At 43.5% G+C, this 17,019-nt stretch carries 14 protein-coding genes and 1 pseudogene; 7 read left to right on the top strand and 8 right to left on the bottom strand.

Going from position 1 to position 17,019, the window contains the following annotated elements:
- Positions 1–375: 375 nt before the first annotated feature.
- From NPE20_RS24350 to NPE20_RS24320, 8 genes and pseudogenes are all read right to left on the bottom strand, one after another.
- Positions 376–3,795, bottom strand: a complete 3,420-nt coding sequence (locus tag NPE20_RS24350; protein WP_256541314.1) for an FtsX-like permease family protein — start codon at positions 3,793–3,795, stop codon at positions 376–378.
- Between the two features lie 543 nt (positions 3,796–4,338).
- Positions 4,339–5,502, bottom strand: coding sequence for an ATP-binding protein (locus tag NPE20_RS24345; RefSeq protein WP_256541313.1), 1,164 nt, complete (start codon positions 5,500–5,502; stop codon positions 4,339–4,341).
- Between the two features lie 51 nt (positions 5,503–5,553).
- Positions 5,554–5,871: a hypothetical protein gene (locus NPE20_RS24340; protein ID WP_256541312.1), complete on the bottom strand. Its 318-nt coding sequence runs from the start codon at positions 5,869–5,871 to the stop codon at positions 5,554–5,556.
- Between the two features lie 399 nt (positions 5,872–6,270).
- Positions 6,271–6,345, bottom strand: a pseudogene (locus tag NPE20_RS27030) (SnoaL-like domain-containing protein); the annotation flags it as partial.
- A 103-nt stretch (positions 6,346–6,448) separates the two neighbouring features.
- Positions 6,449–7,879: an MFS transporter gene (locus tag NPE20_RS24335; RefSeq protein ID WP_256541311.1), complete on the bottom strand. Its 1,431-nt coding sequence runs from the start codon at positions 7,877–7,879 to the stop codon at positions 6,449–6,451.
- Between the two features lie 45 nt (positions 7,880–7,924).
- Positions 7,925–8,503, bottom strand: a complete 579-nt coding sequence (locus NPE20_RS24330; protein ID WP_256541310.1) for a TetR/AcrR family transcriptional regulator — start codon at positions 8,501–8,503, stop codon at positions 7,925–7,927.
- 163 nt (positions 8,504–8,666) lie between these two features.
- Positions 8,667–9,581: a helix-turn-helix domain-containing protein gene (locus tag NPE20_RS24325; RefSeq protein ID WP_256541309.1), complete on the bottom strand. Its 915-nt coding sequence runs from the start codon at positions 9,579–9,581 to the stop codon at positions 8,667–8,669.
- A 75-nt stretch (positions 9,582–9,656) separates the two neighbouring features.
- A complete protein-coding gene (locus NPE20_RS24320; protein WP_256541308.1) occupies positions 9,657–10,454 on the bottom strand; it encodes an SDR family oxidoreductase in 798 nt (265 codons plus the stop codon).
- A 352-nt stretch (positions 10,455–10,806) separates the two neighbouring features.
- Between NPE20_RS24320 and NPE20_RS24315 the strand changes: the two genes are divergently transcribed.
- The 7 genes from NPE20_RS24315 to NPE20_RS24285 all read left to right on the top strand — a co-directional run bounded on the left by NPE20_RS24315 (position 10,807) and on the right by NPE20_RS24285 (position 16,907).
- Positions 10,807–11,379 (top strand): peroxiredoxin, encoded by a 573-nt coding sequence (locus NPE20_RS24315; RefSeq protein ID WP_256541307.1) that lies wholly within the window; start codon positions 10,807–10,809, stop codon positions 11,377–11,379.
- A 158-nt stretch (positions 11,380–11,537) separates the two neighbouring features.
- On the top strand, positions 11,538–13,532 hold the full coding sequence (locus tag NPE20_RS24310) for a protein-disulfide reductase DsbD family protein (protein WP_256541306.1): 1,995 nt from the start codon (positions 11,538–11,540) through the stop codon (positions 13,530–13,532).
- 10 nt (positions 13,533–13,542) lie between these two features.
- Positions 13,543–14,013 (top strand): thioredoxin family protein, encoded by a 471-nt coding sequence (locus NPE20_RS24305; RefSeq protein ID WP_256541305.1) that lies wholly within the window; start codon positions 13,543–13,545, stop codon positions 14,011–14,013.
- A gap of 4 nt (positions 14,014–14,017) precedes the next feature.
- On the top strand, positions 14,018–14,653 hold the full coding sequence (gene msrA, locus NPE20_RS24300) for a peptide-methionine (S)-S-oxide reductase MsrA (RefSeq protein ID WP_256541304.1): 636 nt from the start codon (positions 14,018–14,020) through the stop codon (positions 14,651–14,653).
- Positions 14,653–15,171 carry a peptide-methionine (R)-S-oxide reductase MsrB gene (gene msrB / locus NPE20_RS24295; RefSeq protein ID WP_256541303.1) on the top strand — a complete coding sequence of 173 codons (519 nt, stop codon included), beginning with the start codon at positions 14,653–14,655 and terminating at the stop codon, positions 15,169–15,171. The genes msrA and msrB overlap by 1 nt, the downstream gene beginning before the upstream one ends.
- A 96-nt stretch (positions 15,172–15,267) precedes the next feature.
- Positions 15,268–15,858 carry a DUF308 domain-containing protein gene (locus NPE20_RS24290; protein WP_256541302.1) on the top strand — a complete coding sequence of 197 codons (591 nt, stop codon included), beginning with the start codon at positions 15,268–15,270 and terminating at the stop codon, positions 15,856–15,858.
- A gap of 50 nt (positions 15,859–15,908) precedes the next feature.
- Positions 15,909–16,907, top strand: a complete 999-nt coding sequence (locus NPE20_RS24285; protein WP_256541301.1) for a hypothetical protein — start codon at positions 15,909–15,911, stop codon at positions 16,905–16,907.
- Positions 16,908–17,019: the final 112 nt, after the last annotated feature.

The following is a 17,019-nucleotide window of genomic DNA, read 5'->3' as shown; positions in this document are numbered from 1 at the left end:
CTTGCTGAACAACCTGCAATTTAAAGGCAAGACTGTAATCGCGCTGACTGCGCCTTGTGATACTGTTTTCCTGTTTTTTCATATTAAGTCAACTTAGCTGTCAACTTATTTCAGGACGGGACAGAGGAAACAAAAAAGCCGCTCTACTTTCGTAAAGCGGCTTCGTAGCCCGTAGGGGAAGAATATTGAACCGCTTTATAGAAGATTTAAGATTATTAGCCGAACCTTGATGGATATAAAATATTAATTTATAGTGGTTTATAAATAGTCTTCGAATCGCTGACGCTTGTTTTTACTTTACAGATATCGTGTTGGTTATAACTTTGATAAAGGCTTGCTTTAGGTGTAAATAAAAAAGTCGGCATACACAGCTTGTTATTCTGCCTTCAAACTTTTTATCGGGTTTGCCAACGCGGCTTTGATGGACTGGAAGCTTACCGTTATCAATGTGATTGCTATAGCGCCAATAGCTGTAACGATAAATATCCACCATGCTACATCGGTGTGATATTGATAATTACGCAGCCAATTATGCATAAAATAATAAGCTACAGGCGATGCTATAATTATTGAAATAAACACCAGTATGGCAAAGTCTTTCGATAGCAATTGCCACAGGGCAAATACAGAAGCGCCAAGCATCTTACGTACACCTATTTCCTTAACACGCTGTTCGGCCACGAATGATGCCATGCCAAACAGCCCGAGACAGCTGATAAATATAGCGAGCCCGGCGAAGACAGTAGCCAACTTACCTATACGTTCTTCATCGCCGAATTCTTTGGCGTATTCCTGGTCAACGAAGCGGTACTCAAATGGCTGTTCAGGATTCTCGGTTTTTAATACCGAAGCTATATTGCGAATAGCTTTACCTGCACTCATTTCCGGGTTTATCTTTAGCAGTAAACAGCCTCCTGGCCATTTCGCCAAAAAATAAACCATAGGTTGCACCTGATCATAAGGTGAACGGTTAATGATGTCTTTAGTTACGCCTATGATCTTAAACTGTTGGCCATAAAAGGTTATGTAATTTTCTGTCGGTTTTTTCATGGTCATAAAATCAGCTGCTGCCTGGTTGATGATCACCGCTGCCGAATCGGAAAGGAAGGAGGGTGAGAAATCCCGGCCTGCGCTAAACTCCAAGCCAATGGTTTTACCGTAATCGTATGAAATATTCTCCTGACCGAAATCGGCACTCAGATTAGGATCTTTTCCGGGCCATGCGACGCCGTCAGTAGTACCGGGGACTTTGTTAGGCGGAGCATCTGCTTCGGCCATTTCAGTTATTGTGCCATTGCTTGTAAGGGCGTGTTTTATCGCATCAAAATGTTGGTGGAGTTCTGTACTTCTGACGGGTATAGTAACCAATCCATCCTGGCTGTAACCTATAGGGCGGTCTTTGGCAAAAAGTATCTGCCTAATAACTACAACGGTACCGATGATCAGCACAATAGAAACTGTAAACTGAACTACCACCAGTACTTTACGCGGCGCCGCAGCCAGCCGTCCCACCCGAAACGCCCCCTTTAAAACCTTCACAGGCTTAAATGACGATAGGTAGAGCGCCGGGTAACTGCCGGAGATAATAGCAGTGACCAAACTAAGGCCAATGCCGGTCAGCCAAAACGCCAGGCTATTCCACGGAATAACTATCTGTTTACCTGCCAGCTGATTGAAGGCCGGGATACTTAATCTTGCCAGTAGTAAGGCTGCTAACAATGCCAGTAATACACAAAGTAACGATTCACCATAAAACTGGTATATCAATTGGCTGCGCGATGAACCAATTGCCTTGCGGATACCTACTTCGCGCGCGCGTTTCTCAGACCGGGCTGTACTTAAGTTCATGAAGTTAATACAGGCCAGCAGCAGTACAAACACACCTATAATACCAAAAAGCCACACATACTTTATTGCGCCGCCAATATTTTTTCCATCCTTAAACTCGCTGTACAAATGCCATTTACTCATTGGGTGCAGAAACAAGGCCGGTTTTGCTGAAGCTGCACCCGGTTTTAAATGCCGGAGCATTTCATCTTTGATCTTTAAAGATACTTTGTCAGGGTTGGCATTGTGAGCCAGTTGAACATATAGGTTAACAACGCCCGGACCCCATGGCTCCCTCATTCCGCTCAAGCCTGGTTCATAGTGAGCCCATGAACCAATAAAAGCCATGCCGGCAAGCGCGGTATTTTCGGGAAGATCTGCATAAACGCCGGCTATTTTTAGATTATCTAAACCGTTCCACCTCAATTTTAACTGCAATACTTTACCCATAGGGTCCTCATTGCCGAAAAACGCCTTCGCTGTAGCCGCGGATATTAATATCGACGATGGATCTTTTATAGCATCGCCTCTGCCTTCAAGCATATGTAATGTGAACAGGTCCGGCCCACCGGCCTCCATAAAGCAACCTGATTCAGTCAGTTTTTTGTCGCCTAAAGCCAGTATATAATCTCTCGGGAGTGTCGACATGGCTACAGACTTAAAATCCCTGCCATAACTTTTTCGTAACTCGGCCGCCAAGGGGTACGGTTCATGGAATGAGGTTTTCACTTCGCCATTAATGGTCACATTTTGCATTACCTGGGCTATATGGCGGTAATTATCGTGATACTTATTAAATGATACTTCATCCAAAACCCACAAACAGATCAGCGTTACCACTGTCATGCCCACTGCAAGGCCGCCGATATTAATAAACGACAATACTTTATTTTTGATAAGGTTGCGCCAGGCTATTTTTAAATAACTTCTAAACATATAATTGCGATTTAATTTTACAGAAACCCAACCTGGTGGGCTTCCCGAACGCAATATTACCAACGGTTCGTGTGATGGGATGGCCAACTTATCATTTGGCAACTCTTTTTTCAGGCCGTTCTTGTATTCAACCGGGGTTTTGCCGGTCATCTCTTTGAAAACACGGTTGAAAGTTCTTTGGGAATTAAAACCCGACTCATAGGCGATTCCCAGCAGTTTGAGATGGGCCTGAGCCGGGTCCCGCATCTTCCGGGCAGTTTCACGAACCCTGAACTCGTTAATAAAATCGCTGAAGTTCTTTCCCATCCCCACATTTACAATCCGCGATAAATCGTGCGGATGGATATTAAGTTTTACTGCCAGGGAGGTCAATGTCAGTTCGGCATCCTCATAAAAACGGTTTGCGGCTACAGCTTCCTTTAGCCTTCGGCTTTTTTCCTTTGCATCATATCTATCTGTTATCGGCGTGGCCAGTTGTGTGCTGCTATCCAATTTTAGCATTACTTCGGCGGCTACGCCAATAAGTACAAAAGCAACAGTAAAACTCCAGACATCATTAAACAGCCATAATATGCAAAGGAAAGCGAGCAAATGCAAGGTCTTATCCAACCGGCGGAAAGCAAAGCGTGGCCTATCCATTAGCACCGGCTGCAAGCGGTTATAAAAATGCTGTATCAACCGGTGCGAGAGGTACAAATAGGTGATAACCGAAATTAGCACCAGCCAGTCAGGCATCCAATACGCAACCAGCAAAGGACAAAAATGCAGAACATCCTTTCGGCCAAATTTTAGGTTTGGAGATGTTAGCTGTCGTACATAAAAATACAACAGCGGCCCCAGCGCGGGTAAAAAAAGGGGCGAAAGCCCACCGGTCTTCAGTACAATTACAGTTAAAGCAGCACTTAAAAACAGGTTGGCTGTTTGGCTTTCCCTTTTTGCAAATGCTAAAAGCAGCGCAAGAGTAAACCCCGAAAACAGAGTTGCCATGGCGGCTACATGGTACAGATTAATATGGAATATATCTGGATTCAAGTTATTCAAATGGCCCAAAGGCTGTTCCAAATTTACAACATATTGAGATATAAAAAGTTATGCGTTGATAAACGGGTTTTGCTTTAACGTGATCGAACATAGGGCGTTTTGTTTTAGGGGGGAGTATTCTGCTTGAAGCGGCTACCAACTCGAAATCAAATTAAAGCAAAAACCCTCCGGTTTTTGCCGGAGGGTTCGTAGCCCGTAGGGGAATCGAACACGATTCTTAACCAATTGGCTTACAATATTTTATATGGTTTAAAATTGGCTACGCACCGAATTACCAACCATTTTTTGATGCAGATTATTTTTATTTGCAAATCTTACTTTACGAAGATACAAAATATTGAAGACCCTAACAATTGTAACGTGACAAAAAGACCATATTATGCGACCTTTAAAACAACTCACCACATGAACCCATTGGTTTTAAATTTACAGGTAAAGACAGGTAGTTATTATTTTTTATAACGGCATTAACTTGCTGTTCCAATTTGGAAGATCAAGTTAATAATGCAGCTTAACGCCTAATTAAAATGTTCTTTATTCTGAAACATTTTTCCAGCTGAGCACATTATACTTTGTTCTTTTTTCATTTTCAGCGCCACCATAGATCAGTGTTTTATTTACTTCGGCTGGAGCAGCAATTCCTTCAAAACGATCCATTTCTTTAAATAAACCGGGACTAATGGTTTGAGTTGCCTTGATCTCATAAATGGAAAAGTCTTGCCCTTTTGTCATCAGTAGATCAACCACATGGGCATTACTATCCTGCCAGAAATAATAATCTTGATGCAGGTATAAGTGATGATTCTTTTTTTGATATTCAGCCAGTATCATATTCTCAAATATGTGCCCTTTCAATCTATTCTCTTCCAGTTCTTCAGGTGCTCTAATTCCTAACAAATGATTCAACAATCCGGTATCATAAAAATATAATTTAGGGCTTTTGATCAAACGCTTATTGAAATTTTGATGATAAGGCTGTAAAAGAAATATAATGTAACTGCTTTCGAGTATAGATAACCATGCTTTGGCTGTGTTATGGGAAATGTCACATTCATTAGCTAAAGCGCTGAAATTTAACAATTGCCCTGCACGCCCCGCACACAAACCTAAGAATATTCGAAAAAGTTTCAAATCCCTGATATTCATTAATTCTGTTACATCTTTTTCTATATAGGTTTGAATGTAATTGGCGTAAAAAACAACAGGGTCAATATCCCGATCGAAGATAGCCGGATAGAAACCCTTAATGCAGGTTTGGGTATAGGAATCTGCTAATAAGCCACTGCGCTTTAATTCGGTAAAGTCCAAAGGGAGTAATTTGAATAGGGCTACCCTGCCAGCCAGGGTCTGAGTAATACTATTTAATAAGTGAAAATTTTGTGAGCCCAATAGAATGTATTGTCCCATTATTCTGGATTCATCAACCCTGCTCTGTATATAAGAGAATAAAGCAGGAGCCCGCTGCACCTCATCCAAAATAACTTTCTGATCATATTGATTCAAAAAAGCAATAGGATCTTCTAATGCGAATGAGCGTGTATTTGGATTTTCCAATGTTACGTAACGGTAATCACTAAAAAGCTCTTTTAACAAGGTTGTCTTACCTGATTGGCGGGGACCAGTAACAGCTAAAACAGGAAATTTTGTTTGTTGGGCCTTAATAATAGATGCTATTTGTCTTTGTATAAATTTGCTCATTCTTATAAAATTACAGACAAACTTACAATTTACATGGCATGAATTTATAATTTACATAGATTTAATTGACAATATACATAAAAAAGGATTTTGCGGATACTCTACATTGTATTGACTGGATAAACCACAATATATTGACCCCTGTCGGCCGATTTTACTTTGACCCCTTTCTATATATTGTAACCAAGTAGTTAGTAATGCAGACAAAATTGGCGAAGAGGGGTCAATCAAAATGTTTTTTCCAGCCAAGTCGCGCGAACCCAATAATATGGTATGACCTGCCGCCACTAATTTTTTGACGACTTCCAGGCCTACGCCCTGGTTAGCCCCGGTAACCAGGGCCAAGCGTCTTATTGTTTTGTTTTCCATGGTACAAAGTTCCGTAAACGCGGTGTCAGAATTGTAACCGAACTCTGGAAAGGTGTAACCGATTTGGGTCAAATGGTACGCCAGGGCAACGTTCTCAGCAAACGACTAAGCAGTTCCGGGAATCTAATGATGGCCGTAAACCAAACTAAGACTTCGATGCCCGTCGGCAATAAGATGTTTTGCTGGCGGAGCGATTCGTTTGCCATTTCAGAAAGAGGTGGTCACGGCTTTCGGAATTTCCAGTAATGGCTGCTAAAATTCCAACGGTTTATTATCCACAGTTTCACCTTTGGTATTTTCCAGGTGTTTTAAAGTAATTTGATATTGATGGGTTTTCTTTTTGGGTCATATTATGATTTTTCAATCGCATTTATTTAATTAAAAATTAGTCCAAGCGCTTTAGGAGTTAAAGGAAAATTGTTCAAAAACGATTTTTCCATCTTTCACTTGATAAACAGCAATTTCATCCTCCTGGCGCCTGCTTCTTGACGATGAGCGATTCCATCTATTGTAATGATAATTGTATTAGATGATTTTCATTTGAGATATAGAATCCTGGCGCTATATTATTTCTACACTATCGTTTCCAGCATAGCATCGCTGCCACTACTAAAGAAAGTGCTATAGCTGAAGAAGCTATACCAAAGCTAAACTGAATTTCTGCTGCGCTCGCGCCATCTGGCGCAAGTGTAAAGAAAAGCCCCCCAATCAACGCAACGAAAACAGCAGCGCTTATTTGAAAAGTGGCAGTTACCAGACCTGCCGCCAGCCCTGAAAAGCGTGGATCGACCTGGTCGACGTTCAGGCGCACCAGTGCCGGTACGGCAATCCCTTGTCCGAGCCCTATAATAAAGAGCGGTAGAAAAAGATAGGACATGCCATCGTTTAGGGAAAGGATAGCAGCGAAGATCAGTCCGGTGACTTCAAGGATCATTCCGAAGGCTGCTGTGCGGGAACCAAGTCGGCTAACTACATAAGAGCTGCACCATGGACCAAGAAAGAAACCGACTCCCAGCGGCAAAATGGCTAAACCTGTCGCCAGCGTGTCGTGACCCAGGGCACCTTGCTCATATACAGCAAAGATCAGGAAGAAAGAGGCCAGGGCATAAAAAAAGAAGGCTGCGGCCAAATTCTTTCGCAATCCGCTTTTCATGAATAAGGATGGATAGACCAATGGCGAGGCACCTCTTAATTCCTTCTCCTTTTCGTAACGCCAGAATGCTATTAGCAAAGGTATACTTGTTATCAGAAGGATTATGCACCACCATGGCCAGTGATTTTCGCGCCCCTCGATAAGCGGAAGCACGAAGGACAACAGTCCGGTAGCGAGGAATATGGCACCCGGAATGTCTAAAACCTCAGACTTTTCAGCACGATTTTCCCTTAATAAAAGGGAGGCGGCCGGTAGTGCAAGAACGATAACCGGCAAATTGATGAGGAATACACTTCGCCAGCCCAGACCAAACAGGTTAGCTGATACCAGCACGCCCCCCAGCAACTGTCCGGCCACAGAGGCCAGTCCGAAAGTCGCCCCATAAAAGCTAAGTGCACGATTTTTTTCTTCCGCGGGAAAAATAGCATGAATAGATGCCAGCGATTGCGGACCCATGATGGCTGCCGCCACACCTTGTAACAATCTGCCGGCTACTAATACAGCCGGCGACGGTGCAAAACCGCATAAGGCAGATGCAATTCCGAAGCCGAGCATTCCAAAAATGAACACCCTCTTTCTGCCGTATATGTCCCCTAACCTGCCACCCAGTATCAATGTTACGGCGTAAGCAGCAGCATATACGGATACCACCAATTGGGAATCGGCCGGTGATGCGTGGAGATCCTTACGGATAGCAGGCAGTGCTACATTAACAATAAAGAAATCCAGCGGCGGCAATAATGTACCCGTCAGCAATACAGCCAGCGCCATCCAGCGGCGAGGGTCAGCAATATTTCTTTCCATTTTGTGATTTTTAAAACTTGATAAATCTATATCGTTAAGAAACTGTGTCATATTTATATTATAACCAACCTATCGTTCCAAAATAGGTAAAAAAAATTAAGCTTTAATTACACTGATCAAAAAATCAGTCAATTGATATAATCGTTTTTTATCGTTAAAAAGAAGATCGGCATTCCATAGCGATGCGAAACTGGTAACTACAAAATAAGCCAGCAAATTGGGATCCTTCCCGGCAGAAAGGTCTCCTTCTTGTTGAGCCTTGAGGAATAGGTCCTCAAAAAGCTTTATGGAATTATTGGCTTGTTGCTTAAGCATTCGGTTTACATCTTCGTCAATACGGGAAAGTTCAAAAGTTGAGTTGATCGCTAAACACGTTTTGGTATCAATTAAAATAGTCTTAACAACATCCTTGATAATAATAATTGCCGACTCAAGTGCGGACCCTCCTTTATTGGCGGAATCCTGGTAGTTTAATTCTATTTCCTGAATATAATCATGCAGGCACTTCAAAAAAAGGTCATGCTTATTGCCAAAGCTGTCGTAAATGCTACTCCTGTTTATAGCTAATGCGTCCACAAGATCGTTCATGGTCGTTGCCTGGTAACCCTTTTTCCAAAAAAGATCACGGGCTACTTTTAGCTTATCTTGATAGTCAAACTCTTTGTTCCTTGGCATACAGCAAATGTAAAAATAAAAAACCTATCGTTCCAAAATAAATTATGATACAGCCTTTTTGAACGATACTTCGGCATTCAGGAATTAATTGTGTTATAGATATCGAAGGTTGAAGATAGCCTACCGTATCCGATTTGGCATTGAGAGTTATTTGAAGCAATACTTAATTAAAATGCGCTCTGAATTCTAAAGGCGAAAGATTGGTTTTTGATTTGAAGAATTTGCTAAACGACTGCGGGTGCTCGAAACCGAGCTGAAAAGCAATTTCACCAACCGTAAGCTCGCTGATTGTCAATACCTCTTTGGCTTTCTCAATCAGCTTAATATGTATGTGTTGTTGAGTATTGTGCCCGGTTAGCGTCCTGAGCATATCGCCTAAATATTTCGGTGATATATTGAGTTGATCTGCAAGGAATTGAACAGTCGGTAAACCTTGGTTCAACGCCGTTTTATCATGGAAATAAGTATCTAATATGCTGTCAAGTTTTGCCAGCATGGCGTTATTGATAGGCTTGCGGGTAATGAACTGCCGCTTATAAAAACGCTGACTATAATTTAAAAGTAACTCAATCTGTGATATTAATACATCCTGACTGATATCGTCAATCGCGGTTTCCAGCTCGTCGTCGATATTTTTAGCAATTCCGTTGATGATGGCGCTTTCTTTAGCCGACAAGTGTAGCGATTCATTCACTGAGTACGAAAAAAAACCGTAATGTTTGATTTTTGTATCCAGCGGATATTGACGCAAAAAGTCGGGATGGATCAGTAAGGTAAAACCCAAACTGGAGTCGGCCGTTGCTATGGCAGTTAGTGGTTGCCCGGGCGAGGTAAAGAACATGCCCCCTTCCTCGAAATCGTAAGTAGTTTGTCCGTATCGCATCCTGCAACCCGCCGATTCGTTATAAGTGATATTGTAAAAATTCATCACAAAAGGATCTGCCAGCATCTCCCTGGTTATTTTTATTTTACTATAATCCAGCATGCTGATCAAGGGATGCAATGGCCGCGGTATACCGAAAACACGCTGCATCTCTGGGATAGAATCAAATATCCTGAGCTTATTTCTGTTTTCCATGGATAGTTATTGATCATTAATGCCGGTAAATATGCCTAAAGATATCTACCGGCAATGTAAATTTATAATGGGCACTTATAAGGCAAGCATTTGTTTAATGGTTGCCCTGAAAGCTTCATCACCACCCGCAAGGCGCCGTGCATACAAGTCTTTTGCATCCTCACCACAAACGTATCGTAAGGTGTCCTGGCCATCGGTGGCGGCTCCGTAAACAACGGCCGCGATCTGTTCTGCAGTTGTAACGTTATCGCCATGCATGATAGCTGCCATGAATTTGTTCATTATGGTTTCATAAGCCGGGTGAGGAACGATTACCGATCGATCACCGATCTCGGTTGCTACCAGGCCCGGCTCGATTGTTTTGATGCCAATGCCAAACTCAGCTAATTCATAAGAAAGGCTTTCGCTCCAACCTTCCAGTGCCCATTTGCTGGCATCATACATCGAGCTTACCGGAAATCCCATCAAGCCTGCTGAAGAACCTGTGGTAATAAAAAGCCCCGACTGTCTTTTTCTGAAGTATGGAATGAATGCCTGTGTTACACGAACTACCCCCAGAAAGTTGGTTTCCATCTGCGCAACCAATTGTTCATCTGTTATGGCTTCCAGCACTCCGAGTAAAGCATAACCTGCATTATTGAATACAACATCTATATCACCTAACGCCAGCGCTTTTTCCACGGTTTCGGTAATCTGCCGGATATTTGTCACATCCAGCGGAAGTAAAGTCACGTTTTTCAATAGATTTAATTCTTTCTCATTTTCCGGCTTACGCATAGTTGCAATAACATTCCAACCCTTATTTGCAAAATATTTGGCGGTAGCCTTTCCTATACCTGCTGATGCACCGGTGATAAAAATTGTTTTGGTCATTTCTGATTATTTAAAGTTTGAAATGCAAAACTCATACATTGGAAAGCCATCCTTGTGACAAAATCGGAGTATGTTGTAGCCAAAACGATAACTGTGGCGGATCAAATCACTTTACTCCTTTAACCTTGATTCCCGGGAAAATACCGGAATGATGATCAATAGCTTTTTTGCACGGTTTGCAGCACTCATGGGCATAGCCGTAAAGTCATTTGAATGTTATAATGGATCCTTATACGTGTTGAGCCGAAAGGCAATGAATATTTAATCCTGCTATTTTAACTTAAGTGAAAATTCAAACCCGCAACTCCGCTGACCTTAGCTTCATAAATCATTTAAAATTTATTGAAATAGTATGAAAACAAACTTGAAATCAAAACTATGGATCGGCCTGATTGCGTTAACTGCTTTCGTGGGCCTGAATGCTAATCCTGCAGTAGCACAGGATGCTGCCCCACAAGAAGCCACTACATTGAAACAAGGTGAAAAAGCTCCAGGCTTTACGCTGAGGGATCAGAACGGTAAACCATTTAAACTTGCCAAGTATATCGGCAAAAAGAAAATTGTGGTTTTTTTCTATCCGAAGGATGAAAGTCCGGTTTGCACTAAAGAAGCTTGTGCGTTTCGTGACGCTTACGCCAAATACAATGATGCAAACGCGTTGGTGATCGGGATCAATAATGGCACCGTTGCCAGCCACAAAGCTTTTGCAACTAAAGAGCACTTGCCTTTCACTTTGCTGAGTGATCCTGACAATAAAGTGTTAAACTCGTACGGTGTAAAGGAACAAGCCATCGGTGAAATGAAGATCAGCGGCCGCGAAACATTTGTGATCGGCCTGGATGGAAATGTAGCTTATAGCTTCAGGGATTTTATGAAAGGAGATGAACACTCTAAACAGGTTCTTAGCTATCTGACCAGCAAGTGATATGTGTTTTTGATTGAGTGTAAAGCCGCTTACAGTAATGTAGCGGCTTTTTTTTTTGACCGTTTGATTACAACCACATTAACTATAGTGAAAATTATGCCGGTTAGCCTTCGGCAATTTTGTAGCGGCGGCAGCACCGTCCTTAAAAACATCACACAATGAAAAAATTAATTTTACTATGGCTTTGCCTGTTTACACTACAGGCTTTCGCAAAGATAGATACCCCCGTACACTGGAAGTTTGCTTCCACCAAACTGGATCAGAACAAATACGCGGTCTCCTTTACCGCCGATATTGATAAGGGATGGCATTTGTATTCGCAATTCCTGAAAAGCGGCGGACCGGTTCCCACAACTTTTAAATTTGACAAAACATCCGGACTGGCACTGGTAGATAAGGTGACCGAAAAGCCGGAAGCGTTAAGCGGTTTTGACCAGTCTTTTCAAATGATCATACGGTATCATGAACACCAGGTAATGTTTACGCAAATCGTATACACCAAAGATCCGGCTGCACATTTAACCGGTTCTCTAAACTACATGGTTTGCAGCGGTCAAAAATGCTTGCCCCCGAGCGATGTTAGTTTTGATATTCCGGTTAACAGCACAGTGGTGCAGCAACCGGGCAGCCATTCTGTGCAAGCTAACCATATCGGCCAGCATACTTTAAAATCCCCCAGCGTAAAAGCTCCGTCAAACAGTGATCATGCACTTTTGGCTATTTTTCTGGCTGGTTTTGTTGGCGGGCTGGCAGCATTCTTTCTTCCTTGTATTTACCCTATGGTGCCGCTTACCGTATCGTTTTTTACCAAAAGATCGGGTACCCGTTCACAGGGTATCAAGACCGCTGTCATCTATGGATTATCCATCATCGCTATTTATGTGGGCCTTGGCCTGCTGATCACCGCAATTTTTGGCGCGTCGGCGCTGAACGAAGCAGCGAGTAGTGCCGCATTCAACTTGCTGTTTTTTGTCATCCTGGTCGTTTTTGCGCTATCCTTTTTAGGCGCTTTCGAGATCACGCTGCCTTCATTTTTCGTTAACAAAATGGATCAAAAATCAGAAGGTGGTGGATGGATCGGTTTGTTTTTCATGGCATTTACCCTCGCACTGGTATCATTTTCCTGTACCGGGCCACTAATCGGGACGCTCTTGGTTGAGGCGGTAAGTAAAGGCACTTACCTTGGGCCCGCACTTGGCATGTTCGGTTTCTCCCTGGCCCTGGCGTTGCCCTTCACCGCTTTTGCCATATTTCCATCGTGGCTGAAAGCTTTGCCAAAATCAGGCGGCTGGCTCAATTCTGTTAAAATTGTACTTGGCTTGCTGGAATTAGCGCTTGCTTTCAAATACCTGACCAACGTTGACCTGGCCTATCACTGGGGCCTGCTTAGCCGCGACCTATTCCTGGTGATCTGGATCATCATTTTTGGTGTGCTTGCATTTTATCTTTTGGGTAAAATCAGGCTCAGCCACGATACGGAGGTTACCTCCATACCGCTGTTCAGGTTATTGCTGGCCATGGTAACGCTGGTATTTACCCTTTACCTTGTTCCCGGCCTGTTCGGCGCGCCGCTTAAGGGCATCAGCGGATGGCTGCCACCACAAAGCACGCAACAATTTGCACTTACAGGTTCCGGAAACGCACCCGGGACGGCGCCCTCAACCGGGCATAAATACGCGGGCCTTTTTCATGCTCCTGATAATATCGACGCGTTTTACGATTACGAGGAGGGGCTGGCCTATGCAAAAAAGATCAATAAGCCGGTGTTGCTTGATTTTACGGGCTGGAGCTGTACCAACTGCCGAAAAATGGAGGCCTCGGTATGGTCAGATCCTGAAGTGCTGAAACGGATCAAAAATGATTATGTACTCATATCCCTTTATGTGGATGACAGAACTGCACTCAGCGAATCAGAAAAGTATACTTCTAAAGTTTCGGCTAAAGCCATCAATACGCTGGGGCAAAAATGGAGTGACCTTCAGGAAGCACAGTATAATACCAACGCCCAGCCCTTTTATGTGGTGCTGGCTCCTGACGGAAAGCCCGCCGCAGAACCCCGCGCTTTTGACCTGGATATTAAAGCTTACACCAATTTTTTAGATCAGGGCATCAACGCGGCAAAAAGAACATCATCAACTCAAAACTTTAATTAACCAATCATATATGAAAAATCAATTGTTCAAATCCCAGCTCATTGCCCTGGGCATAGTAATACTATCAGGTTTTTACGCTTCATATGTTTCAGCGCAGAAAAAAGAAATAACGCAGGAAATAAAATTTAGTCAGCAATCCTATAAACAGGTATTGGCAAAGGCCAAGGCAAGTCACAAGCAGGTTTTTGTAGACGCTTATGCAACGTGGTGTGCGCCTTGCAAGCAACTTCGGAAAACTACTTTCAAGGATGCCAAAGCATCCGCCTACTTCAATCAGCATTTTATTAATTACAGCGTAGATGTAGAAAAGGGAGACGGTGTGCAACTGGCTAAAACAAGGCAGGTGGAGGGCTTGCCTACATTGCTTATCGTTGATGAAAACGGTAAGGTGTTGGCCAATCATACCGGCTTTGTGGACGCTAACGGACTGATGCAATTTGCGCAGGAAGCTACTGATAGTAAAGCGGCTTTAAATAAATAAGCAAATGAAAAGAGCAATTTTGTTATCCGTTTTATTGCTGGCTTTAGGTGTTTCAGCCTTTGCGTGTACACTTACAAAGGAAAGGTATAGTGTAAGTAAAGCAACAAACCGTATGGATACCGCAACCTTTGCATCGGGTTGTTTCTGGTGCGGCGAGGCCAAGTTTTCACAGTTGAAAGGAGTACTAAGAGTAACTTCGGGTTACACTGGTGGCCACGTGGTCGATCCGAACTATGAGCAGGTTTGCACCGGAACAACAGGTCATGCTGAAGCGTGTAACGTGGTTTACGACAGCGCTGTTATCAGTTATGATGAGTTGCTGGAAGTCTTCTTTTTATCTCACGATCCCACACAGCTCAACCGGCAGGGCAACGACGTGGGTACCCAATACCGGTCGGCTATTTTCTATCATAACAAGGCACAGTCTGAAAAAGCCATGTATTATATCCGGAGACTGACTGAACAAAAGATCTATCCCCGAACAATAGTAACGGAGGTAACAGGTTTTACGGTTTTTTACAAAGCAGAAAGATACCACCAGGCATACTATAAAAATCACCCGGAGGCGGGCTATTGCCTTTATGTAATCCAACCGCAACTGGAAAAGTTCAAACACATTTTTAAAGACAAACTTAAATAATGAAAAAGATCCTGATTTATTGCGGCCTGCTGATGCTGACCAGCTTCCGTAGTTTTGCCCAGAATGAAAAATCTGCCCGCGGACACGAGCAGAATCCATGGTACTCCAACACAGATACGGGCAAAGTAACCGTCAGCAACGCAGAATGGAAAAAAGTACTCCCGGCAGATCTGTATGCGGTTGCACGTGAGAAAGATACCGAGCGACCATTTACTGGAAAATATTGGAAAAGTACAACCCGTGGAACCTATTATTGCGCTGTTTGCGGCAACCTGCTGTTCAGGTCGGATGTCAAATTTGCCAGCAGTTGCGGCTGGCCAAGCTTCTACGAGCCCAGCCGCAAAACAGCTGTGCTTTATCATGTTGATAATTCGTACGGAATGCACCGCACCGAAGTACTGTGCGGGCGCTGTGAATCGCACCTGGGTCATATTTTTGACGATGGCCCGCCGCCCACCCATAAGCGTTTCTGCATGAACTCCGTATCCCTTGACTTTGAGCCAGATAGTAAGAAGTAATCCTAATGTCTTCTTTCGCTAATATTAACTTAAGTTAAAAATCACCAGCGTTTGAGGGGCTAATTTTGATCACACAAACATTAAAAACAACATATCATGACATCATTAAATCAATCCAATTTCGGCGTTTCCACCCAGGCTGCTGAAACTGTCCGATCATTACGCAAATTATACTTTACACGTGTAGCATTTTCGGTATTGTGGATTACCCTTGTAGTAACTTTAGGAAAAACAAACAATACCCTGGCAACCATCCTGTTTATTATTTACCCGGCATGGGATGCCGTGGCCACATTTTTTGATATCAATGCCAATCCGCCTACCGCCAATAAAACTCCTCAATATGTTAACGCCGGCATCAGCATCCTTACAACCATTGCAGTGATCATTGCCTTGCAAAGCGGCATTCCGGGAGCGTTGATGGTATTTGGAGTCTGGGCATCCCTTACCGGGCTTATCCAGTTTATATTAGGCCTTCGCCGCCGTAAATATTTTGAAGGCCAATGGCCAATGATCATCAGCGGCGCACAATCAATATTAGCCGGTGTGTTCATCATCGCTACTGCACATACGCCAAATCAAGGAGTGGCTTCCCTGGCAGGTTATTCTGCTTTCGGCGCATTCTATTTCGCGTTAGCCGCCTTCCGTTTAGGTAAAACCATTAAAGAAGCAAACGCTGCGGCTTAAAGCTTAAAAGCAAGCGGTAATCTTATCCTGTTTATCATCCTACTAAATCTATGAAAATTAAATTTATAGTGATCGGTATGCTTTTTTGCAGCACCGGTACCTATGCTCAAAACATGTTCAGCATGTCCAGTCTGCACCCTGCCGATACCCTTCGCAGCGAATCTCAGGAACAGGCGCTTCGTTATCCTTCGCTCCGGCAGGCTTCGGTTACCGCCGACCTGTTCGGTTCGGGGCATTTTGACTCAAAATTGAACGGCAAGGATTTTTCCAGCGGAAAGGTGCGTACCGCCCGGATCAGCTCTTCCTTTTCCGTACCCATCAGCAGTTGGAACGGTAATGTGATTGGCGCTACTATCTATCATAATGAACAGTTCTTTGATATCCGGGAAGCCGACAACCAGTTGGCTGCCCCGCGTGTCAACACCGGCAATATGTCAAAAAGCACCCTTGGCCTGTCCCTCAACTTTTCAAGAATGGGTGCCATTTTTCATACACCTGTAATTTATTCTGCCGTATTTACCGGGTTATCTGATAACCTGAGTGCCGTAAGAAGGTTCAATTTTAACGGCAGCGTTGTTTTTCCGTTGAAGCGCACGGCTGATGAGTATTTATCGTTAGGTGCGTTGGTACAGATCGATCCTTCAGCACCTGTTCCGGTTTTGCCTGTAATTAATTATTTCCGCAAATTAAACAGCAGCGGCTTGCAGTTGATAATAGGCCTGCCACAGGGAGCATCGCTGAAACAAGCGCTATCCCCTAAGGCCTGGATTTATGTAGGCTCGGCTGCCAACACTTATGCATCGTTTTATACATCCGGTGATCCCACTTTGCCCAAACGGTTCAGCCACAATACCATTGAGTTTAAAACCGGACCGGGATTTGAGTACCTGCTGGGCAAATGTGTTGTAATAGGTGTTAGCGGTGGGATCAATAGCATCGCCTCGGCCAGAACCATAGCCAAAGGCAGCCGTTACGATGACGCGTTTGTTAAAACGACCGGTAAATCAGTTCCCTACGGTGAATTCCGGATATCGCTATTGCCTTTTTAACAGGTATATATAGCTTGGAAAATATAGCCAGGGCCTACAGCTCTGGCTTTTTTGTTGATGAAAATTGCAAATAGCCTGCTCATCGCGGAGAGAACTCAAAAAAACACAAACT

This window comes from Mucilaginibacter aquariorum (assembly GCF_024498135.1).
Lineage (GTDB): Bacteria > Bacteroidota > Bacteroidia > Sphingobacteriales > Sphingobacteriaceae > Mucilaginibacter > Mucilaginibacter aquariorum.
The sequence above is the reverse complement of the archived record's forward strand: the minus strand, read 5'-3'. Positions and strand labels throughout refer to the sequence as shown.

What these genes read in the sequence shown, in the direction of transcription:
- NPE20_RS24340 (WP_256541312.1), bottom strand. Translation starts at nt 5,871, where the DNA reads ATGGAAAACAAAACAATAAGACGCTTGGCCCTGGTTACCGGGGCTAAC.
- NPE20_RS24335 (WP_256541311.1), bottom strand. Translation starts at nt 7,879, where the DNA reads ATGACACAGTTTCTTAACGATATAGATTTATCAAGTTTTAAAAATCAC.
- NPE20_RS24305 (WP_256541305.1), top strand. Translation starts at nt 13,543, where the DNA reads ATGAAAAATCAATTGTTCAAATCCCAGCTCATTGCCCTGGGCATAGTA.
- NPE20_RS24290 (WP_256541302.1), top strand. Translation starts at nt 15,268, where the DNA reads ATGACATCATTAAATCAATCCAATTTCGGCGTTTCCACCCAGGCTGCT.
- NPE20_RS24310 (WP_256541306.1), top strand. Translation starts at nt 11,538, where the DNA reads ATGAAAAAATTAATTTTACTATGGCTTTGCCTGTTTACACTACAGGCT.
- NPE20_RS24315 (WP_256541307.1), top strand. Translation starts at nt 10,807, where the DNA reads ATGAAAACAAACTTGAAATCAAAACTATGGATCGGCCTGATTGCGTTA.
- msrA (WP_256541304.1), top strand. Translation starts at nt 14,018, where the DNA reads ATGAAAAGAGCAATTTTGTTATCCGTTTTATTGCTGGCTTTAGGTGTT.
- NPE20_RS24320 (WP_256541308.1), bottom strand. Translation starts at nt 10,454, where the DNA reads ATGACCAAAACAATTTTTATCACCGGTGCATCAGCAGGTATAGGAAAG.
- msrB (WP_256541303.1), top strand. Translation starts at nt 14,653, where the DNA reads ATGAAAAAGATCCTGATTTATTGCGGCCTGCTGATGCTGACCAGCTTC.
- NPE20_RS24285 (WP_256541301.1), top strand. Translation starts at nt 15,909, where the DNA reads ATGAAAATTAAATTTATAGTGATCGGTATGCTTTTTTGCAGCACCGGT.
- NPE20_RS24325 (WP_256541309.1), bottom strand. Translation starts at nt 9,581, where the DNA reads ATGGAAAACAGAAATAAGCTCAGGATATTTGATTCTATCCCAGAGATG.
- NPE20_RS24345 (WP_256541313.1), bottom strand. Translation starts at nt 5,502, where the DNA reads ATGAGCAAATTTATACAAAGACAAATAGCATCTATTATTAAGGCCCAA.
- NPE20_RS24330 (WP_256541310.1), bottom strand. Translation starts at nt 8,503, where the DNA reads ATGCCAAGGAACAAAGAGTTTGACTATCAAGATAAGCTAAAAGTAGCC.